This window comes from Bittarella massiliensis (ex Durand et al. 2017) (assembly GCF_009876955.1).
GTDB classification, from domain to species: domain Bacteria; phylum Bacillota; class Clostridia; order Oscillospirales; family Ruminococcaceae; genus Bittarella; species Bittarella massiliensis.
Genome location: NZ_WWVY01000002.1, coordinates 372404 through 393266 on the forward strand (window position 1 = coordinate 372404; position 20863 = coordinate 393266).

Sequence of the window (20863 nt, forward strand, 5' to 3'; positions counted from 1 at the left end):
TTTCTGTTTTTGATGCTCATGTTTTTGTGAGATTATCTTGAATATTCGTGCCTGTCGTGCTATAATAAAAAAGAATTCGACAACGAATGGAGATTTCGTTATGCCGGTTAGCTATGATAAGTTATGGAAAATGCTGATAGATAAGAAAATGAATCGGACCGATCTAAAAGATGCGGCTGGTATCAGCTTTAATGTTTTGGCAAAAATGGGACGAAATGAGTTTGTTTCAATGGAAAGCCTGCATAAAATCTGTCACACCTTATCTTGTGATATAGGCGAAATCATGGAGTTTACTGACAATGATGAACACGAATAATACCAAAGTTTCCCCGTTTTACGGAACTGCCAGGAGAGATCAATTTATGCAGCAACCATTGACTTGCGTTGAAATTTGTGCCGGAGCAGGTGGACAGGCTCTGGGCCTGGCTATGGCGGGCTTTGTCCACGTCGCCCTTGTGGAATATGAAGCTGACTATTGCAAAGTTTTGAAAGAAAACCGCCCGGAATGGAATGTCATTTGTGCCGATGTCCACGATTTTGATGGGCGTCCATATAGAGGTGTAGACTTGCTTGCTGGTGGCGTTCCTTGCCCGCCCTTTTCTGTTGCGGGCAAACAACTCGGGAAAGATGATGAACGCGACTTGTTTCCGGAAGCGATCCGGCTTATTGAGGAAATTAAACCAAGAGCAGTCATGTTGGAAAATGTGCGTGGGTTCTTGGACCCTGGATTTGATGAATACAGGGAGCATATTTTCTCCGAAATCCAGAAACTCGGTTATGTCACTCACATTAAATTGCTTAATGCATCCAATTTTGGAGTTCCGCAGCTGCGGCCAAGGGTTGTAATTGTTGGAATACGGAAAGACCAGCTTGGTGCGTTTGCTTATCCCGAAGAAAAGCCAGACAGTGCGCCCCCAGTTGGAAAAGTGCTATATGACTTGATGGCTGAGAACGGATGGGAAAAAGCCAAGGAATGGGCGGCTCATGCTGACCGGATTGCTCCCACCTTAGTTGGCGGATCAAAAAAGCATGGCGGGCCCGATCTCGGCCCCACACGAGCCAGAAACGCATGGGCTGAACTTGGAGTTGATGGACGGGGGATTGCCAACGAAGCACCGGCTGCTGGATTCGAGGGAATGCCTCGGTTGACGAGCCGGATGATGGCCAGAATTCAGGGATTTCCAGATACATGGACGTTTGGCAAACGAAAGACTGTGGCTTGCCGCATGATTGGTAACGCTTTTCCGCCCCCGGTTGCCCAGGCAGTAGGAGAAAAAATTAAGGAGTGTCTTGAGTATGGATGCGCTGATTGCAAACGCGAGGTTCCACTTTCACAAGCAGTTATTTGAAACGAATACGTTGACTTTGACTTCGGCCGGTGTGGCGTCCAACGCCGATACCAGTAGCCGCGGCTCCAAGGCAATAGCCCGCAGGATTGTTGATATTCTGGTAGATGAGCAGCATCATGCGGTTTCAACGGTTGATAAGATTTCCGGTCAGACGCTTGGCAAGCAATTTGAGACTTTGACTATGGATTTCTTGCGGGAAACTTTTCCCAATCTCCAAAACCTTCGTCCTGGGCGCTGGACGATACTGCAGCTCGGCAATAATAACAAGCTAAAAACCAGCGATTTTGCCCAGTATGAGCATCTGGCATACTTGAATGAGCTTACCACTCAGAACGCTCAGCTGGCCGCTGCATTGGGGAACGATTACTTAGTCGCGCCGGATGTGGTCATTTACCGTGACCTGTATGAGGATAGCGAAATTAACGCTGCCCAGTGCATCGTTGATGGCGATGTTAGCAAAATGGCGGATATTCGTAAGGCGAACGGCGGAAAGCCTTTGCTCCACGCCAGCGTATCTGCCAAGTACACCATGCGGAGTGATCGGGCGCAAAATAGCCGGACCGAGGCTCTGAATTTAATTCGTAACAGGAAGGGACATCTGCCCCATATCGTTGTAGTGACAGCGGAGCCGATGCCTAACCGGCTTGCTTCTCTCGCTTTAGGAACAGGTGATATTGACTGTGTTTATCACTTTGCTCTTTATGAACTGATTCGTGCTGTAAAAGAAGTAGGGTCCGAGGATGCTGTTGAAACTTTGGAAACACTGGTCCAAGGGAAACGGCTGAAAGATATTTCCGATCTCCCGTTGGATTTGGCTGTATAATGGCTGATACGATTTCTTCTGACCGGAGAAGTAAAATCATGTCCCACATAAAGAGCAAGGATACCAGCATTGAGATGATGGTACGCCGCCGCCTCTTTGCAATGGGATACCGGTACCAGGTCAATTATAAGGCGCTGCCGGGCAAGCCTGATATTGTCTTTACCAAGAAGAGAATAGCCATTTTCATTCACGGATGCTACTGGCACGGGCATGACTGTGGAAGCCGGTACGCCCATACGAGTCAGTCAAACAAAACATATTGGGGACCTAAGATAGAGAGGACAAAGCAACGAGATCAGGAGCATATTCAAGAATTGGAGGCTCTTGGGTGGAAGGTTGTTGTGCTTTGGGAATGCGAAATTAAGCAGGACTTTGAAAATCTGCTATCAAAGCTTGATGACCTCCTAAAAAATGACTGGTAATATACTTTATCTGCAAAGGATGTGAAAAAATGCTTCTAATTGATGTCAGGATAAAAAATTACAAGTGCATTTTAGATTCTGAGACATTTTCAATTGATCAATTGACCTGCCTTGTTGGAAAGAATGAATCCGGGAAAAGCGCCATTCTCCAAGCACTATATAAACTAAACCCTGTCGACAAGGAAGATACCTACGATGCGTTGTATGAGTATCCAAAAATGTACCAAACAGATTTTGAGGCAGGTCTTATTGAGGATGGGGATACAGTTGTAATCTCGCATTGGAAATTCACTGCCGAAGAGATTGAAGCATTGGAAAAACAGTTCGGTACTGATTTTATAGGTGATTCAACTGTTGTCACTATTTCAAATGGCTACAAGAACAAGCGTACATGGGATTTTGATGCAAATTTTCATTCGCTATTTGAAAAGAAAATGGAAGAGTTTGGATTTGAGACCTCTGATCGAGCTCAAATTCCGTCGTATGATTCCATCGGTGAAGTGCGCGCACAGTTAAAAAGTATTAGTACATTATCTGAAGCCGAGCAAGAATTTAAGAAATGGTTTGAGGTATCTTTTCCTAACGACAGGTTAGATGCGTTCGCCGAAAAGAATTTACTACAGTATTTGCCCAAATTCTCTTATTTTTCAGAATACCAAAAGCTCCCCGGCAGAATTGCGTTAAATAATTTCGTTAGAAAAAGCTCTGAAGGAAAACTTACAGCGAATGAAAAGGTATTCGAGGCGCTGTTATCCTTGGCTAATACGTCTGTCTCTGAGATCAAAGAGTCGAACAAGTTAGAGGCATTGATAAATAAAACGCGTGGCATATCGAGTAAAATTACGCGAGAAATTTTTACATATTGGAGCCAAAACAAGCATTTGAAGGTCGAATTTCGGTGTGATATGGCAAAAGCGGGCGATGAGCCTCCATTTAATGATGGCTACATTTTTTCAACTCGCATAGAAAATACACGCCATGATTCTTCGGTATCTTTTGATGATCGAAGTGCTGGCTTTGTCTGGTTCTTTTCTTTCTTAATTTGGTTTAATTATTTGCAAAAAGTAGAGGATAATCTGGTCATCTTGTTGGATGAACCAGGACTTACTCTTCATGCAAAGGCGCAAGGAGATTTGATTCGCTACTTCAAAGAAAAAATTATCCCGAAGTTTCAATTAATCTACACCACGCATTCTCCGTTTATGCTGGATTTCTCAGACATTCTTTCGGCAAGAACTGTTGAAGATGTTACAGACGAAAACGAAAATATACTCGGAACGAAGGTGGGGTCGAAGGTTTTAAGTAAAGACCGCGACACTACTTTCCCGCTTCAAGCTGCTTTTGGGTACGATATTACCCAAACCTTATTTATCGGGAAAAATACACTGTTAGTTGAAGGCCCATCTGATATACTATATCTAACGTATTTTTCGGAAAAACTCCAAGAATTAGGGCGAAATGGGTTGAGCAAAGAGTGGACAATTTGCCCATCTGGAGGCATTGATAAAATTCAAAGCTTCGTTTCACTTTTTGGAGGGAACGCACTTAAAATTGTCACGTTGACAGATTATCATCCAGGAGATAAAAACAAGATTGACCGGCTTAAAAAGAGCGGGTTACTGGAAACAAGTCACATTCTTTTGGCCAGCGATTACACCCAATATTCTTCGAGCGACATTGAAGATATTATCGGCGCTGCAGCTTATGTAAAACTTATAAATGCTTGCTACGAGTTAAGTGGTGATAAAGCAATTGCAGTAGAGTCAGTCAAAGATGGGGAAGTTCTGCACTCAACTGAAGCAATACTTTCGCAAAATCCATCTATACGTTTTGACCACTACAGGCCAAGTATGTATTTAATTAAACATCCTGACATTTGGAAAATCGAGGATATATCCGATGCATTAGACAGATTTGAACGGGTGTGCTCTGACATAAATAAAGCGTTATGAGGAGTATTGCTCCCTTGATAGCTGTAATCGGCAAGTTTGCATTATTTCCGAGGTTGAAAAACACATCAACTTGTTTGACACTTGATCAAGCTATGAATAACGCACGCCTTTTAGCTCGGCCTGATCGCGATTGGCTCAATCCTTGATGTAGCGTTTGGCAACACCATGGCAACAAAAAATCAGATAGCCCAAACTATCTAGATAATGAAAACAATACAAACACTCTGAGCTAAATCCCATAAGCAAATCCGTTTAGAATATAGCTGACGGGAGCGAGTGGGAATAACTATCTCAAGTAAAGTAAGTGTTTGATGACAGGCGCGCCTAGGCTCGTCTGTCATTTTTGCAAGCGGGTCGTTTTGTCTTCCCGCGAGATGCCCGTGAGAAAAGGGAGGTAGCCCATGCCCTTTAGTGAGCAGACCAAGTTGACCGCCAAGAGGAAAAGCAATTTTAGATGTGTGGTTTGTGGGGAGCCGTTTGTGGAGGTTCACCACATTAAGCCACAACACGAAGGCGGCGATGACACGCTGGACAACGCCGTTCCGCTGTGCGCAAGATGTCACGACCTATTTGGTGAAAATCCCGCCAAGAGAAAGCAGATCAGGGAGATGAGGGACCACTATTACCAACAAGTCGAATCAATGACAGCCAGCGGCATTCTTGACAGAGGGCTCAGCGATAGCGCTTACACAGCACTGGAGAGTGAAAAAGTGGCTATCTACCACGTCGTATACGAAGATGAGGACTTCGATACGTCGGCGTGCATTCTAATGGACCTGGCAGCTGAGGCGCAGAGGGCTCATCCCGGGAAAAAGCGCGTTTTATATCTCGACATCGACGGGCATCGCAATCCAGCTGGAGGCTTTGACAGGGATATGCTGGAACTCCAAAAAGAGTTTCTCATTTTTCTGATGCAGTACATAAGTGAAGCCCACACTCCCCTAATCCACCTGAAAAATTCCAGGCCACAAAACGACGATCTCCCGGACCAACTTTTTGTTCAGGACGGCGATCGCGGCATCATCCGCTACCTGGGGGACGATGCAAAAACACTCATCACCATGGCCAAACAAGAAGAAAAGCCCATTGAATGGCGCTTTCTGACAGGATGTAAAAAAACCAGTGGACCCTGTGCCTCCTTCGCACATTGGACATCCTCCCTTTTCGCCCGTCTTCCTTCTCTCTTGTGGTCTCCCAAAACCGCCCCCTGGAGCAGTGCTCCAGGGGGCATTTTTGCCGCTTGACCCCTACTGAAAGGCAGCGCAAAACTGGCCCTTGACTTGGAGTGAACTCCAGGGTTTATCCTAGAACCAGACAACAAAACAGCGGCCCTTGCACGCCGCCGTTTGAGGAGGGATGAGAGATAGACGAAGAAAAGGGACTGCACGACCTGGGCGTTGGCGCCGCCTTCCCCATGGGGGCGGAAAACACCGCCTTCGCCGCTCACTTCAGCGGAAAATCCTATCTAAAAATGCTCACCGGCAGGGGGGTGAACATCGCCAACGTCACCTTTTCCCCTGCCTGCCGCAACGACTGGCACATCCACTGCCGGGGCGGCCAGATTTCATTGGTTACCGGGGGTCGGGAGTACTACCGGGCCTGGGGCGAGCCCGCCCAGGAACTCCGCCCAGGGGATGTGGTCAACATCCCGCCGGATGTCAAGCACTGGCACGGTGCGGCGCCGGACAGCTGGTTTTCCCACCTGGCGGTCGAGGTGCCTGCCGACGGCGGCGCGACCGAGTGGCTGGAGCCGGTGGACGGGTAGACCGATTGCCGCCTGCACCAAAAAATCCGCCCAAGAGGGCTATTGACCCCGGCCGACCGGCGCTTTAAAATGGGGTCGAGAGGAACTTGCGCCGGAGGGGTGCCGCATCTGCCCCCCTTCGGCCAGATGAAAGGAGTTTTCCAATGCAAAATTTTGTTTACGATATCCCCACCAAGGTCTATTTCGGGCCCGACCAGCTCTCCCATCTGGGAGAGGAGCTGAAGAAATTCGGCACCCGGGTACTGCTGACCTACGGCGGCGGCTCCATCAAAAAGACCGGTCTCTACGACCGCGTCGTCGCGGAGATCGAGCGGGCGGGGCTCACCCTCTTCGAGCTCTCGGGCATCGAGCCCAACCCCCGCATCACCTCGGTCAACAAGGGGGTCGCCCTCTGCCGGGAGCACAAAATCGACGTGCTGCTGGCGGTGGGCGGCGGCTCCACCATTGACGCCACCAAGTTTATCGGCGCGGGGTACTACCACGACGGCGACGCCTGGGACCTGCTGTCCGACAAAACCCCCATCACCAACTGCCTGCCCATCGTCACCGTGTTGACCCTGTCCGCCACTGGCTCGGAGATGGATGCGGGCGGCGTCATCAGCAACCTGGAGACCCGGGACAAGATCGGCCGGGGCCATCCCGCCATGCGGCCGAAGGTCTCCTTCCTCGACCCCACCGCCACCTACACCGTGGGGCCTTACCAGACCGCCTGTGGGGCGGCGGACATCCTCTCTCACCTCATGGAGACCTACTTCAACGCCGATGGCAGCCTTTACATGCTCGACCGGATGATGGAGGGGCTGATGGAGACGGTGGTCCACGCGGCCCCGGTGGCGCTGGCGGAACCCGAAAACTACGAGGCCCGGGCCAATTTGATGTGGGCCTCCTCCTGGGCCATCAACGGCTTCACCCGCACCTGCCAGACCTGTGAGTGGAGCTGCCACCCCATGGAGCACGAACTCTCCGCCTTTTACGACATCACCCACGGCCTGGGGCTGGCCATCCTCACCCCCCGCTGGATGGAGCACGTCCTCGACGAGGAGAGTGCCCCCCACCTCGCCCGCTTTGCCAGGAGCGTCTTCAGGGTCGATGCCGCCCTGCCCGACAGGGAGGCCGCCAGAGAGGGCATTGCCCGGCTCTCCGCCTTCCTCTTTGACACCCTGGGACTGAAGAGCACCTTCACCGCCCTGGGTATCGACGACACCCACTTCGCCGAGATGGCCAAAAAGGCCTGCGGCGGCGGGGTGCTGCAGGGCTATCGCCCCCTGCGCCCGGCCGACGTGGAGGCCATCTTCCGCGCCTGCCTCTAGCCCCAAAAGAGGGCGGCCGACTGTATACTGGCCGCCCTCTTGCGATAGGCGCTAGTCCTCCCCCTTCTCCCCCTTGCGGGCGGCCCACCTCTCCACCACAAGGTTGACAATGACCCCCGCGGCAATGACCAGCCCGCCGCGGAAGGTGGCGTCGGAAAAGCGGTTGCCCAGGAGAAGGTCCAGCAGGACGCCGGTGAAGATCTGCCCGATGAAGAGCAGGAGGGTCAGGCGGAAGGCCGGCACGCGGGGGACGGTCAGGTTGCTCAGCAGCACCACCGCCACCCCCAAAATGCCCCCGAGGTAGATCCAGGGCCGTCCCGCGCCGCTGCCGACTTCTGCCCCGCCCGCCAGGCAGATGGAGCCCAGCGCCAGCGCCACCGTGATGGGCAGCCCCACCAGGTGGTTGATGAGGGAGCCCCGCAGGGGTCCCGTCTGCTCGGCCAGCCGGGCGTTGACGGTGCGGGAGAGGACCACCGTCACCCCCGCGCCGAGGGAGACCGCCACCGCCACCGCCGCGGCGGCGACCGTGTGGTCGAGCATCATGGCGATGCCCGCCAGGGAAAAAGCCAGCCCGATGAGGGAGCTCTTTTGAAAGGGGCGCTTCTCCATCCCCAACAGGCCGAAGTGGTCGATGGCGAGGGCCGCCACCGTCTGCCCCAACAGCCCCAGGGCGACGATGCTCGTCATGCTGATTTTCCCGTAGGCGAGGTTGTTGAAGACGGTGGTAAAGACCCCGATGGCACCGCCCAGGTAGATCCAGCGAGGGCGGTGGCCCCACAGTGGCCGCTTCTCCCGCTGGGCCGCGCAGAGGACCAGGGCGAAGAGCGAACCCACCAGGTGGACGATCGCCGCCGCCACAAAGACGCTGTATGCAGCGGTGAGGTTGCCGTTGATGGACACCATGACCGCAAGGGTGACACCGGTCAAAAGAGCGAGCAGTTGATACATGGTTTCATCCCTCCCTGCCATGAGGATACCAAATCGCGCCGGGACGGCATAGGACATTTGTCATGGTGTTTTGGGGGAAGGGGTGCGATCCTATCTTGTAGAGAGGGGGCGAAACCGATGGAGCGGTGCGAGCTGGAGGAGCGGCATCTGGCCAAACTCGCCGAGTACAACCTGCAAGGGGTGGCGCGGGAGCACTGCGCGGCCCTGCGCTACCGTCCGGGAGAGGTCATTGTGCGGGAGGGGGACGAGATCGAGGGCCTGGCCCTGACGGTCAGGAGGCTGGCCAAGGTCTCCCGCTCCACACCGGGCGGCAAAAATCTCATCCTCTGCTACTACCTCTCGGACGGGATGATGGGGGAAATCGAACTGCTGACCCACCAGCGGTCGGCCACCACCACGGTGACGGCCATCTCCGACTTTGAGTGCGTCTCGGTCGACCGCGCCAGCGTCGCCGAGCAACTGCGGGTAAACATCCCCTTCTGGCAGCGGCTGGGGGCGGTGCTGGCCGACAAGTTGCAGAGGAGCTCTGAAAACTACGCCCTCTCCTCCCTCTGCTCGGCACAGGAGCGGCTCTGCGCCTACATCTGCAAGAACGCGCCCGGCGGGCTGTTCTGCGACCAACTCACAGACGTGGCCTGCTCCGTCGGCACCAGCTACCGCCATGTCTTTCGCCTGCTGGCCGACCTCTGCCGCGAGGGGGTGCTGCAAAAGAGCCGGCAGGGCTACCGGGTCAAATGCCCCGAGGAACTCGCCCGCCGGGCGCAGGCCGGCAGAGGGACGACAAAAACAGACGATCCAAACAAGAGAGAGGAGACTGCGCCATGACCATTGCCGAGGTGAGCCGCACCTACGATCTGTCCGCCGACACTCTGCGCTACTACGAGCGCATCGGGCTGATCCCCCCGGTGCACCGCAGCGCCGGCGGCATCCGCGAGTACGACGAGGAGGACTGCCGCTGGGTCGAATTCATCAAGTGTATGCGGGGGGCGGGGCTCCCCATCGAGTCGCTGGTGGAGTACGTCGCCCTCTTCCAGCAGGGGGAGGAGACCGCCCCGGCCCGCAAACTGCTGCTGGTGGAGCAGCGGCAGCGGCTGGCGGAGCGCATCGAGGAGATGCAGGCGGTGTTGGCAAGGCTCGACCGCAAGATCGAGGGCTACGACCGGCTGGCAGCCGCTGAGAGCAAGCTGCGCCGCAGCCGGGACTGACCGCCGACCCGACCGCAACGGGCCGTTCGCCAGAGGGCGGGCGGCCCGTTTCTCTGCCCCTCCCCCCTCGCCCGCCCCGACGGCCGGATGACCGCCGGGACGAAGGGGCAGAAAAAAGTGGGATGCTGTAACGGCGGGGAGGGGCAGGACGTCTTACCAGAAGAGAGGGGGGAAGCCGCCGTGGATGAATTTGAACAGCTGTACCGGGAGAACGCCCCTCTGGTCTACGGCTACCTGCTGCGGCTGACCGGCGATCCCGGCGAGGCGGAGGAGCTGTTGCAGGAGACCTTTGTCCGCGCCCTGACCCGGCTGGACGGCTTTCGGGGGGACTGCCGGCTCTCCTCCTGGCTCTGCCAGATCGGCAAAAACCTCTATCTGGACGCCCGGCGCAGACAGAGTCGCCAGCTCCCCCTGGAGGGAGCTGTGGCCGATGCGGCAGCGGAGGACCCAGCCCTCCTGCGCCAGGAGGAGCGAGAGGCGGCGGAGGCCATCCTCCGCCAGGTGGAGCGGCTGACCGAGCCGAGGCGCACCGTCTTTGCCCTGCACGCCCTGCAGGGGCTCTCGCTGGCCGAGATCAGCCGCCGCTTCCGCCGCTCTGAAAGCTGGGCGCGGGTGCTCTACTACCGGGCCAAACGGCGGCTCATTGCCGCCATGAAGGAGGATGGTTTGGATGGATTTTGACTGTGATTTGATACGCGACCTGCTCCCCCTCTACCTGGACGGGGTCTGCAGCGACGCCTCGCGCCGGGCGGTAAAGGCGCACCTGGCCGGCTGCGCCGACTGCCGCCGCGCCCTGGCGGAGATGGAGGCGGGGCTTGACCTCCCCCTCGCCGCCCCCCCGCCGGAGGGGACCGTCCTCGCCAACATCCGCCGCCGCTGGGCCAACTCCCTGTTGGCGGCCATCCTCCTCACCGCCCTGCTCTTCACCGCTGCCGGGGTGATGGTGGAGGGGGGCTGGCACACCCTGCCCCAGGGGCGGGCCGCCCTCTGGCTGGTGGTGCCCGGGATGAGTTTCTTTCTCTCCCTCATCCACTACTTCTTTGCCAGGGAATACCGCAGCGCCCCCCTCTTTGCCGCCGTTTCGGGGGGGCTGACCGCCCTGCTCTGCCTGGGGGGCAACGCCCTCGCCCTCTGGTACTACCGCGGCTGGGGGCAAGGAGGAGGCGGCCTTCTCCCCTGCCTGCTCATCGCCCTGGCAGCGGGGGGCGTTCAGCTGCTGCTGGCCCTCCTCTACGGCCGCTGGCTGGGCCTCGCGCCCCGGGGGAAAAGGGGATGAGCCCCGCCAAGGCCAAAGGGGCCTTCCTGCGCCACCCGCTCCTCTGGTCGCTGGCGGCCGGGCAGGCCCTGGGCTTTCTGGGCTGCCTGATCGCGGCGCTGGGCCGCGCCTCCTCCCTCTCGGGGCTGTTCGCGGTGTCGGCAGGCGTCGGCCTCTTTCTGGTCTGGCCCCTCCTTCTGACCCTCCTCAACCTGGCCTTTTTGATCCGCCGTGCCAAGGGGGCAGCCGCCCGCCGGGCCGGACAGGCGGTGGAGGGGGCGACACTGGCGGCCGGGGCTCTCTTTACCGCCCTTCTCCTCTCGGTCTCGGAGATCCGCTTTGCCGACTGGCCGGTCCCCCTGCAAAACACCCAGCGGCACACCCCCGTCGCCAGCTGGGGGGTGCCCACTGTGGCGGTGTTGGCGGCCGTGGGGCTGTTGGGATACCTGCTGTTGCGGCTGGTCCCCCTGCCCAAACTGCCGCCCCTGGCGGCGGTGCTGGCCATGGCCGCCCTCTACCTGGGCTGCGGCGTCTGCCTGCTCTGGATCGCGCAGGTGTTCACCGCCCGGTACTGGCTGCTGGCCCTTTTCCCCGCCAACTGCCTCCTCATCGCCGCCAAGGCGGTGCGGGATCTGGTGGCCCAGTGGCGGGAACAGTGCCCCCGGCGGGAGGCCGCGGCGCGCTACCAGACCCGCCCCTTGCTGGGACAGATGGCTGCCCTGCTCGAAAACGCCGCCAACTGGCCCTGGCTCGCCGGGCTGCTGATGTGGCCCCTGCTGGGGGTCCTCGTTGGGCTGCTGGCCCTCTTTGGCCAGGCGCCCGACGCGGTGCTGCGGGCCTGGAGCGAGACCAGCGACTGGAACCTCTCCCAGCAGGTCTCTCCCCCCAATGTCATTTACGACGAGCACTACCTCTGCACGGTGGCGGCGGGCGGGCACCGGCGGCTGGTCAAACCCCTGCGCCCGGGCTGCCGCCACGGCTACCGGGTGACGGTCAACCGGCAACTCTGCGTGGCCAACGCCTTTGAACAGCTGCTGGAGGAGCGCACCCCCCGCTTTCACCGGCTGGTGCGGGGGCTCTACGACCGGCTGGGCTACCCGGTGGCCCGGCACATCCGCTCCCCCTACCTGGCGGACGCCGTCTACCTGCTGATGAAACCGGCCGAATGGCTCTTCCTCACCGCGCTCTACCTCTTTGACCCCCTGCCGGAAAACCGCATCGCCGTGCAGTACCCCCACCGCCCCCTGCCCGGCGGATATCGCCGCTAGGGGCCGCTCCCCCGCCCTTTCAAGGGGGGCACCCACTTTTGCAGGGGGATGAATACAAAGCGACAGCGGGCGCAGGGGCCAACCGAAGTGGGGCAACAGCCCGGTCCGAGGGCGCTGCCCGCCAAGGCAGTCGTCCCACCCCTCGCCGAAGGGCAGAGCCGCCAAGCTGCCGGTGGCTTGGCGGCATCGCCCTCGATTGGGTCCCTTTCAAAATGCAGGTATCCCCTTCCATCTCTCTCCAACCTTCCAGCCAGCGGCCCCCACCCGCATTCGGCCGCTGCTTTTCGACCGGAGAAAAAGCCCCACCGGCCCTCCGTTGGGGCAGTCCACCTCTCCCCCACTCGCTCTTGCCGATGAAAAGCAGATTTGTCTTTCCCTCAGCCCCTGGCTGAAGTCGGGGAGGGACGGCCGGGCGACGACACCTGCCATCCCCGCAGCGCCGGACGGCGGGCCGCTGCGGGAACGGCAACTGAAAAGGGACCCGGCGCTTTGGCGCCGGGTCCCTTGTTTCTACTCCATCTCCCCCAACGTGGCCTCCTCCAACTTCTGGTGGGTCAGGCGGGAGAGGGCCTTGACCTTTTCAAAGTCCAGCCCCATGGCCTCGGTGATGCAGCGGCCGTACTCCAAGTCCGCCAGGTAACAGTGGACGGCATGGCGGTACTTGACGTTTTTGCTCACCGGTTCGATATTTCTGGCGGTGTTCTCGATGAGCAGGTCGCGCTGCTGCGGGGTCATCACCCGCCAGAGGTCGCCCCCCGCGCGGAAACAGTCGTCGGTGGGGTCGTCCTTGGGGTCGTAGGCGTACATGGCCCCCGACAGGTTCAGCGGCGGCTCCATCACCCCCGGCTGGGCCGCCCAGGCCCCCTGACTGTTGGGGGAGTAGGCGGGCGCGCCGCCGTAGTTGCCGTCGGTGCGCATGGCGCCGTCCCGGTGGTAATCGCTCACCGGGCAGCGGGCCCGGTTGACCGGGATCTGGTTGTAGTTGACCCCCAGCCGGTAGCGCTGGGCGTCGCCGTAGACAAAGAGCCGCCCCTGCAGGAACTTGTCCGGCGAGAAGCCGATGCCCGGCACCACGTGGGCCGGGGTGAAGGCGGACTGCTCCACCTCTGCAAAGTAGTTTTCGGGGTTGCGGTTGAGTTCCAGCACCCCCACCTCGATCAGGGGGAACTCCCCATGTCTCCAGATCTTGGTGATGTCAAAGGGGTTTTCATAGTGGGTTTGGGCCTGCTCCTCGGTCATGATCTGCACGTACATGGTCCAGCGGGGGTAGTCGCCCCGCTCGATGGACTCGTAAAGGTCCCGGCCGTGGCTCTCCCGGTCCTTGGCCACCACCGCCTCCGCCTCGGCGTCGGTGAGGTTTTGGATGCCCTGCTGGGTCTTGAAGTGGAACTTGCACCAGACCCGCTGATTTTTCTCGTTGTAGAGGGAGAAGGTGTGCTCCCCGTAAAAGTGCATGTGGCGGAAGGAGGCGGGGATCCCCCTGTCGGACATGACGATGGTGGTCTGGTGGAAGGTCTCGGGCAGCAGCGTCCAGAAATCCCAGTTGTTCTGCGCCGAGCGCATGCCGGTGCGGGGGTCGCGCTTCACCGCCCGGTTGAGGTCGGGGAAGTTGTGGACGTCGCGCAGGAAGAAGGTGGGGGTGTTGTTGCCCACCAGGTCCCAGTTGCCCTCCTCGGTGTAGAATTTCACCGCCACCCCGCGGATGTCCCGCTCGGCGTCGGCCGCGCCTCGCTCCCCCGCCACGGTGGAGAAGCGGAGGAAGAGGTCGGTCACCGCACCGGGCTGCAGCACCTTGGCCCGGGTGTAGCGGGAGATGTCGCCGGTGACCGTCAGCTTGCCGTACGCCCCCCAGCCCTTGGCGTGCATCCGCCGCTCGGGGATGACCTCCCGGTCAAAGTGGGCCAGCTTCTCCAGCAGCCAAACATCCTGCAGCATCACCGGGCCGCGGGGGCCCGCGGTCAGTGCGTTCTCGTTTTCCGCCACCGGCGCGCCCACTTCATTGGTCAAATTTTGAACGTCCATTCTGTATCCCTCCGTCTACTCCAGCGGTGTGACAGCTTCCACCCTCAGCTTATTCCCTCAACGCCCCCTTTTCAATTGTTTATCAGACAAGGTTTGTACATTTTTTTTAGAACAGCCCACAAAATTTCCCCACCTGTCAAAGAAAGTGCCCCACTCCACAGTGGGAGCGGGGCACTTTGCCGGTCAGTCGTCGGGGAGAGAGCGGGCAAACCGCCGCTGGGAGGGAGTGCCCTCCACCCGCTCTTTTGGGGGAAAGCCCTCTCGAAGGCCCGCAGTTCCGCATCGTCGGGGGAGAGGGAGAAAGCCTCCGCCTCACAGTAGCGGCCCGCGACCCCCGACAGCCCGCCGGGGCGCAGCTTCTTGCCAGCAGGGCCGCGTGATGGCGCCCGTCGCCCGGGCGGATGCCGAAGGCCCTGCCGGTGCGAAAGCCAAAGCGGCGGTAGCAGTCGGGATCGCCGGTGATGACCAGCCCGCCGTACCCCCGCTCGGCGGCCAGCGGGAGGGTGGCCTCGATTAGGGCGGAGCCCCCCTCCCTGCCAGTCGGGCAACACCCCGAGGGGGCCAAAGGTGGCCACCGGGCGGCGCACCCCATCCGCCCCCGTCACCAGGGCCTGGGAGTAGGCGATCCCCCCCACCGGGCGACCATCCGCCAGGGCCACCCAGTCCCGGCCCGGCAGGGAGGCGGGGTCCCTCCGCAACCGGTGCAGCAGGTCGCGCTCCGCACAACCCGGGGGCGAGGAGGTCTCAAAAGGCCTCCCGCACCAGCTCCTCGGCGGCGCGGTGCTCCCCCCGCCGGGTGGGGAGCAGTACCATGGCCGCCGCTCTACTTCCGGCGCTTGCCCAGCAGCCGCAGCAGATAGAGGAAGATGTTGATGAAGTCGAGATAGAGGTTCAGCGCCGAGTAGATGGAGATTTTTTTGAGCATCTCCCCGTCGTCCTCAAAGCTGTAATAGTAGTCCTTGGCCCGCTTGGCGTCGTAGGTGGTGATGCCCATGAAGAGGGCCAGACCGATGAAGCTGACGGCGATGTCCAGCCCCGAGAGGCGAAAGACCATCGACAACACGGTCATCACCAGCAGCCCGATCAGGCCGCAGGTCACCAGGCCCCCCAGGCCGGAGACGTCCTTTTTGGTGATGATCCCCGCCGCCGCCATCGCCCCGAAGTAGACGCAGGCCACCAAAAAGAGGAGGATGGCGCTGGGCACGTCGTAGAGCAAAAAGAGGGAGGAGAGCACCACCCCGGTGGTGGCCGCGTAGGCCAGGAAGATGGCCCGGGCCGCTCCCACACTGAACTTGTAGAGGTTGCGGCTGAGGACCGCCACCATCACCAGCTTGGCCACCACCATGGCGATGAGCAGGTAGGGGCTGGCAAAGACATAGTAGAGGGCGCCGGTGGCATATACCGCATAAGAGGTGACAAAGGTGATGGCCAGGGCCAGAAACATCCAGCCGAAGGTGGCCGCCAGGTGTTTGTAGACGGGCTCTCTCTGCAGGGGGGCGGACATCGGCTCCTTGCCGGGTTCGATCCATTCGCCGGTCTGGGTATCATACATGGTCGCTCGCTCCTTTTTTGGGTGGGTTTTTCCGGCCGGGGGCGCGGGCCGCCCGGCGGTTTGCTCCATTATAGCAGACTTCTCCAAAAACCAAAAGGGCGCGGCCCCAAACGGCGGGCCCGCCCCACCCCCAAGCTGCACAAAAGAAAGCGCAAAAGTTTAGCGTCTTTTTGGCAGAAATATGTATATTCTATCTACATTTTCTATTTTTGTTAATAGTTTGTTATCATATATATACTACACTAAAGGTGTTGAGAGAATCCATATCCCAACACAAATAACAGCGGGAGGGTTTGACAAATGATCCAGAGAATGCTGCTCAACGAAACGTCCTACTTCGGCCCCGGGGCCATCGAAAAGATTCCCGACGAGGTGCGGGAGCACTGTTGGCAAAAGGCCCTCATCGTCACCGACCGGGACCTGATCCGCCTGGGGGTGGCGGCGCGGGTGACCCACATCCTGGACGAAAACAAAATCAAATACAGCCTCTTTGACGACATCCACCAGAACCCCAGCATCGAGAACGTGCAGCACGGGGTGCAGACCTACCACTTTGTCAAGGCCGACTGCATGATCGCCATCGGCGGCGGCAGCGTCATGGACACCGCCAAGGCCATCGGCATCATCGCCAACAACCCCGACTACGACGACGTTCTCTCGCTGGAGGGGCGGCCCCTCACCCTCAATCAGGCCGTGCCCATCGTGGCGGTCCCCACCACCGCCGGCACCGCCGCCGAGGTGACCACCTCCTATACCATCACCGACGTGAAAAACCGCCGCAAGATCGTCTGCAACGACCCCCACAACATCCCCGTGGTGGCCATTGTCGACCCCGATATGATGGCCGGCATGCCCAAGGACCTGACCGTGGCCACCGGCATGGATGCCCTGACCCACGCCATCGAGGGGTATATCAGCAAGGGCGCCTGGCCCATGAGCGACATCTTCACCCTCAAGGCGGTGGAACTCATCGGCCGGTCGCTGCGCAAAGCTGCCCTTGAAAACGACCCGGAGGCCCGCAGCAGCATGGCCCTGGGCCAGCACCTGGCGGGGATGGGCTACTCCAACGCCGGGCGGGGCGTCGTCCACTCCCTGGCCCACGCGGTGGGCGGGGTCTACGGCACCTCCCACGGGCTGACCAACGGGGTCATCCTCCCCTGGGCGATGGAGTTCAACGCCGAGTGCACCGGCGAAAAGTACCGCGACATCGCCAAGGCCATGGGGGTGCACGGCACCGCCAACATGTCGCCGGAGGAGTACCGCAGGGCCGCGGTCGACGCGGTGCGCCAGCTGGGGGCCGATTTGGGGGTCCCCGCCAATCTGGGCGCCCTGGGCGTCAAGGCAGAGGACGTCCCCTTCCTGGCCCAGCAGGCCATAAGCGACGTCTGCACCGCCGACAACCCGCGGGAGGCAAGCCAGGCCGAGCTGGAAGAGCTGCTGAAAGCGATGCTCTGATTTCCCCACACTTGCTGTCAAGGAGAGAGGGGTCTGCGCCTCTCTCTCACAAAAAAGGGCTCCCCTTGGGGGGAGCCCTTTTTGCACTTCATCGGGCCGCGCTCTGCCGGATCTGCATCCTTCGCCAGTTGACAAACCCGTAGAGGTCATTGAGCAAAAACATGGCAAAACAGATGACCACCGAGAGGTAGGAGGGGTCTGTCAAAGAGGCCATCCCCCACAGGGCGATCAGCACCAGGTCGTTGGCCGCGTAGGCCAGCGCGTAGTAGGGATTTCGCCGAAAGGTGAGGTAGACGGCGAGGAAACTGGTGGCGACAGAAAGGGTGCTCACCCCCAGATTGGCCGTGTGAAAGGCCCTCAAGACAAAGAAAAACACCGCGGTGACAGCCGCCGTCAGGGCCAGCATGACGGCGCCCTCCCCCCGCTTCAACCGGTCCACCTTCACCTCTGCCCGGTTGCCGCCATAGGGGTTTTTCAGCCACGAGATGAGGGCGAAGAGGGCCATCGGCCCCGTCATTCCGAGATAGGTGATCATCTCCCCGTAGTAGGCAAACCGCAGGGAGATCACCCCGTACAGCAGGCTGAAAACAACCATCAAAAACTGTCCGATGGGGTTTCCTTTGGCGTTTAAAACCAGCGAGGTCGCGCCGACGATCGAGGCGACCAAGGTCAGGTAGTTGGCCCGGTCAAAAAGGCAGAAGGAGAGGGTGATCAGCAGCACCGACGAGCACCACAGCAGCCTCTCCGCCCTTGTGAAGTAGTTGGACAACGCCTTTCTGTTCACTGTAAGCACCTCCAAAAAAAGAAGCATCCGCTCGCACATCTTCAAAGACCTAACGATGTGCAGACGAATGCTTTTCGCACCCTTTGCCCGGTGGCAAAATAACTTTTATAAAAATAGCACAGCCTCCGCCAAAACACAAGGGCGGGCCGCGAGAATCCCCCTTTTGCAGGGTGAGCGGGGATTTTTCGCCCCCTTTTTTAGGGAGTTTGCCCAGCGGGCGCCGAGGCCCTGTCCCCCTCGCCCGGGCGGCCAACGGACGGTTTGAGGGGGCGGGCCCTCACTCCCCCTGCCCTTCCAGCCGGGCGAGGTAGGCGCCGTAGCCCTCCTCCTCCATCCTTTCCCGGGGAATGAAGCGGAGGGCGGCGCTGTTGATGCAGTAGCGCAGACCGCCCATCTGCGCCGGGCCGTCGTCAAAGAGGTGGCCCAGGTGGTTGTCGCCCCCCTGGGAGCGGACTTCCACCCGCTCCATGCCAAAGCTCTCGTCCCGGCGCTCGGTGAGGGCCGCCCCCTCCACCGGGCGGGAGAAGGCGGGCCAGCCACAGTCGGAAGCGAACTTGTCGCAGGAGAGAAAGAGGGGCTGGCCGGTGGCGGCGTCCACGTAAAGGCCGTCGTCAAAGAAATCCCAGTAGGGGTTTTCAAAGGCGGGTTCGGTGCCGTTTTCGCGCAGCACCCGGTACTGCTCGGGGGGCAGCTCCTCCCGCAGCACCTCCTCCGGCGGGTTTTTCCACCCCCGCTCCCCCGCCTCCCTGGGCGGGGGATTGGCCGCCTCGGCCCGGCGAAACTGCTCGGGGCCGATGTGGCAGTAGCCCTGAGGATTTTTTTGCAGGTAGTCCTGGTGGTACTCCTCCGCCGGGGCGTAATTTTTCAGCGGCTCCACCTGGGTGACCACCGGGGCGCTGTACTGGGCCTGCACCCGCGCAACCGCCCGGCGGATGGCGGGGAGATCCTCCTCCCGCAAGTAGAAGATGCCGGTGCGGTACTGGCTGCCCATATCGCCCCCCTGGCGGTTGCGAATGGTGGGGTCCACCGCCCCAAAATAGCACTCCAGCAGCCCTTCCAGGGAGAGGACGGCCGAATCGTAGCGGACCATCACCGCCTCGGCGTGGCCGGTGTTGCCGTAACAGACCGCCTCGTAGCTGGGATCTTCGCTAAAGCCGTTGGCGTAGCCCACCTGGGTGGCCGTGACCCCCCGAATGAGGGAGAGGTACTTCTGCAGCCCCCAAAAGCAGCCGCCGGCCAGGCAGATGGCGTCCCCCTCGGTCGAAAGGGGGGCCGGGCGCGCGGGCTCCCGGGCGGAAAACAAGCGGTGTCTCATCTCTTTTAAAACCTCCTTGAAAAGCGGTGAAACCGGGTTCCCCCGGCGGAGAAATATGGTATAATAGCCACGAAGCGGCCACGATGCCGGGGATGGCCAGGCGGACGCGCAGACGCCGTTTGCCCCCTGCCCCACGGCCAGATCCCCCCGCGCCCCCGGCGCTGGCGAGACAATGGCCGCAGCGCGGCCGGTGCGCCGGGATGGCTGGGCAGGCGGCGTCTGTCCCCGCCCGGCAGCGGGCGGCAAAAACGGCTGCAGACCCTGGCGGCAGAGCGCCGGCCAGGGGGCGACCGCCGCCCTCCCCCACAGCGCGGGGCAGGGCGGAGAGGACAAAAAAGGAAAGGCGGCAGAGAGATGTACGACACCCCTCCCCTGCGGGACAACTACGGCGGCTACACCAAGCCCTGGTGGGAAAAGGCCTACAAACCCGGTCAACTGCTCTACGACTACAACCAGACCCGGATCGACGAGCTGGAGCGCCGGCGGCAGATCTTGGAAGAGATGCTGGGCGACATCGGCGAGCGGGAGCTGATCACCCCGCCCTTTTACTGCGACCAGGGCGAAAACGTCCACATCGGCCGGCAGTTTTATTCCAACTACAACTGTATCCTCCTGGACGGGGAGCGCATCGACATCGGCGACCGGGTCCTCTTTGGCCCCAACGTCACCGTCTGCACCTTCCGCCACCCCATCCACCCCGACGAGCGCTACGGCCCCGACGGCAGCACCACCATCACCCTGGAGCCGGTGGTGATCGAGGACGACGTCTGGATCGGCGCCAACTGCTTCATCGGCCCCGGGGTGCGCATCGGCCACGGCTCGGTGGTCGGCGCGGGGAGTGTGGTCTTGAAGAGCATCCCCCCCATGTCGGTGGCCGCCGGCGTCCCCTGCCGGACGATCCGCCCCATCACCGACGACGACCGGGTGGAGCGCCCCCTCTGACAAACCATTTATCAAAAGCCTGGAGCAGCCGCTCCAGGCTTTTTTTGCCCTTCTCTCTCATTCTCTCCCCCGGCGGGCAGGTTATTCCCCCGCGCCCAACTCGGCGGCCCAGTCTTTGGCGCAGCGCTGGGCCTGGGTCCACCACGGCTGGGCGCACCTGCCCCCGCCGCGCAGCAGCTCTTCACGGCGGCCCCGCTGGATCGGCCGCCCGCGATGCCCCGGCAGAAGCGGTGGCCGAAAAGCCGGTGGGAGAGGCAGAGGGCCGTCTTCTCCCCCGCCATCTGCCCAAAACGGCTGTCCATTTCAAATCCCACCACCGGGTCAAGGGCCGCTGTCGGCCCGGCCAAAATGGCAAAGAAAACGATTTTATAAAGCCCTGGCGACGGCGCTCTTCTGCGTTTGGTCCGGGGAACGGCCTCTCCTCTATTTTGGAAAGGGGGACGACTGCCGCTCGGGCCACCGGCACCAGAGCTGGACCCGCCGCCAAAAGCGCGGC

21 protein-coding genes are annotated in these 20863 nt (G+C 60.0%); 16 read left to right on the forward strand and 5 right to left on the reverse strand.

Going from position 1 to position 20863, the window contains the following annotated elements:
* The first annotated feature begins 100 nt into the window (after nucleotides 1–100).
* From GT748_RS02820 to GT748_RS02860, 9 genes are all read left to right on the forward strand, one after another.
* Nucleotides 101–316 (forward strand): helix-turn-helix domain-containing protein, encoded by a 216-nt coding sequence (locus GT748_RS02820; RefSeq protein WP_021659469.1) that lies wholly within the window; start codon nucleotides 101–103, stop codon nucleotides 314–316.
* Nucleotides 300–1349 (forward strand): DNA cytosine methyltransferase, encoded by a 1050-nt coding sequence (locus GT748_RS02825; protein ID WP_243147928.1) that lies wholly within the window; start codon nucleotides 300–302, stop codon nucleotides 1347–1349. Before GT748_RS02820 ends, GT748_RS02825 begins: the two co-directional genes overlap by 17 nt.
* Complete coding sequence (locus GT748_RS02830; protein ID WP_021659467.1) at nucleotides 1297–2172, forward strand: NgoMIV family type II restriction endonuclease; 876 nt, start codon at nucleotides 1297–1299, stop codon at nucleotides 2170–2172. The genes GT748_RS02825 and GT748_RS02830 overlap by 53 nt, the downstream gene beginning before the upstream one ends.
* The gene (locus GT748_RS02835) at nucleotides 2172–2594 is read left to right on the forward strand and encodes a very short patch repair endonuclease (protein ID WP_021659466.1); all 423 of its coding nucleotides are present in this window, start codon (nucleotides 2172–2174) and stop codon (nucleotides 2592–2594) included. Before GT748_RS02830 ends, GT748_RS02835 begins: the two co-directional genes overlap by 1 nt.
* A 29-nt stretch (nucleotides 2595–2623) precedes the next feature.
* Entirely contained in the window at nucleotides 2624–4546 is a 1923-nt protein-coding gene (locus GT748_RS02840; protein WP_021659465.1) for an AAA family ATPase, read from the forward strand.
* On the forward strand, nucleotides 4543–4692 hold the full coding sequence (locus GT748_RS15895; protein ID WP_143161568.1) for a DUF3825 domain-containing protein: 150 nt from the start codon (nucleotides 4543–4545) through the stop codon (nucleotides 4690–4692). Before GT748_RS02840 ends, GT748_RS15895 begins: the two co-directional genes overlap by 4 nt.
* Before the next feature lie 255 nt (nucleotides 4693–4947).
* Nucleotides 4948–5790 (forward strand): HNH endonuclease, encoded by an 843-nt coding sequence (locus GT748_RS02850; protein ID WP_021659464.1) that lies wholly within the window; start codon nucleotides 4948–4950, stop codon nucleotides 5788–5790.
* Nucleotides 5791–5960: 170 nt separating this feature from the next.
* Nucleotides 5961–6311: a cupin domain-containing protein gene (locus tag GT748_RS02855; RefSeq protein WP_021659463.1), complete on the forward strand. Its 351-nt coding sequence runs from the start codon at nucleotides 5961–5963 to the stop codon at nucleotides 6309–6311.
* 143 nt (nucleotides 6312–6454) lie between these two features.
* Entirely contained in the window at nucleotides 6455–7621 is a 1167-nt protein-coding gene (locus tag GT748_RS02860; protein WP_021659462.1) for an iron-containing alcohol dehydrogenase, read from the forward strand.
* A gap of 51 nt (nucleotides 7622–7672) precedes the next feature.
* On the opposite strand, the gene GT748_RS02865 is transcribed toward GT748_RS02860, so the two are convergent.
* Nucleotides 7673–8569, reverse strand: coding sequence for a DMT family transporter (locus GT748_RS02865; RefSeq protein WP_044992571.1), 897 nt, complete (start codon nucleotides 8567–8569; stop codon nucleotides 7673–7675).
* A gap of 117 nt (nucleotides 8570–8686) precedes the next feature.
* Here GT748_RS02865 and GT748_RS02870 point away from each other — a divergent pair, with 117 nt between their 5' ends.
* The 5 genes from GT748_RS02870 (at nucleotide 8687) to GT748_RS02890 (ending at nucleotide 12297) form a co-directional block, all read left to right on the forward strand.
* Nucleotides 8687–9394 (forward strand): Crp/Fnr family transcriptional regulator, encoded by a 708-nt coding sequence (locus GT748_RS02870; protein WP_021659460.1) that lies wholly within the window; start codon nucleotides 8687–8689, stop codon nucleotides 9392–9394.
* A complete protein-coding gene (locus GT748_RS02875; protein WP_021659459.1) occupies nucleotides 9391–9774 on the forward strand; it encodes a MerR family transcriptional regulator in 384 nt (127 codons plus the stop codon). Before GT748_RS02870 ends, GT748_RS02875 begins: the two co-directional genes overlap by 4 nt.
* Nucleotides 9775–9954: 180 nt before the next feature.
* Nucleotides 9955–10455: an RNA polymerase sigma factor gene (locus GT748_RS02880; protein WP_044992569.1), complete on the forward strand. Its 501-nt coding sequence runs from the start codon at nucleotides 9955–9957 to the stop codon at nucleotides 10453–10455.
* Nucleotides 10445–11050: a zf-HC2 domain-containing protein gene (locus GT748_RS02885; RefSeq protein ID WP_021659457.1), complete on the forward strand. Its 606-nt coding sequence runs from the start codon at nucleotides 10445–10447 to the stop codon at nucleotides 11048–11050. The genes GT748_RS02880 and GT748_RS02885 overlap by 11 nt, the downstream gene beginning before the upstream one ends.
* On the forward strand, nucleotides 11047–12297 hold the full coding sequence (locus GT748_RS02890; protein WP_021659456.1) for a DUF6688 domain-containing protein: 1251 nt from the start codon (nucleotides 11047–11049) through the stop codon (nucleotides 12295–12297). The genes GT748_RS02885 and GT748_RS02890 overlap by 4 nt, the downstream gene beginning before the upstream one ends.
* Nucleotides 12298–12807: 510 nt before the next feature.
* Here GT748_RS02890 and GT748_RS02895 read toward each other — a convergent pair.
* Nucleotides 12808–14319 (reverse strand): catalase, encoded by a 1512-nt coding sequence (locus GT748_RS02895; protein ID WP_021659453.1) that lies wholly within the window; start codon nucleotides 14317–14319, stop codon nucleotides 12808–12810.
* An 823-nt stretch (nucleotides 14320–15142) separates the two neighbouring features.
* Nucleotides 15143–15871, reverse strand: a complete 729-nt coding sequence (locus GT748_RS02900) for a Bax inhibitor-1/YccA family protein (protein WP_052537645.1) — start codon at nucleotides 15869–15871, stop codon at nucleotides 15143–15145.
* A 300-nt stretch (nucleotides 15872–16171) separates the two neighbouring features.
* Here GT748_RS02900 and fucO point away from each other — a divergent pair, with 300 nt between their 5' ends.
* Nucleotides 16172–17326, forward strand: coding sequence for a lactaldehyde reductase (fucO, locus tag GT748_RS02905; RefSeq protein WP_021659450.1), 1155 nt, complete (start codon nucleotides 16172–16174; stop codon nucleotides 17324–17326).
* Nucleotides 17327–17414: 88 nt separating this feature from the next.
* Here the strand turns inward: fucO and pnuC are convergent, their stop codons facing one another.
* Complete coding sequence (gene pnuC / locus GT748_RS02910; RefSeq protein WP_021659449.1) at nucleotides 17415–18149, reverse strand: nicotinamide riboside transporter PnuC; 735 nt, start codon at nucleotides 18147–18149, stop codon at nucleotides 17415–17417.
* Between the two features lie 238 nt (nucleotides 18150–18387).
* Entirely contained in the window at nucleotides 18388–19425 is a 1038-nt protein-coding gene (msrA, locus tag GT748_RS02915; RefSeq protein WP_081692985.1) for a peptide-methionine (S)-S-oxide reductase MsrA, read from the reverse strand.
* A gap of 354 nt (nucleotides 19426–19779) precedes the next feature.
* Here msrA and GT748_RS02920 point away from each other — a divergent pair, with 354 nt between their 5' ends.
* Nucleotides 19780–20367 (forward strand): sugar O-acetyltransferase, encoded by a 588-nt coding sequence (locus tag GT748_RS02920; protein ID WP_021661346.1) that lies wholly within the window; start codon nucleotides 19780–19782, stop codon nucleotides 20365–20367.
* The last annotated feature ends 496 nt before the right edge of the window (nucleotides 20368–20863 follow it).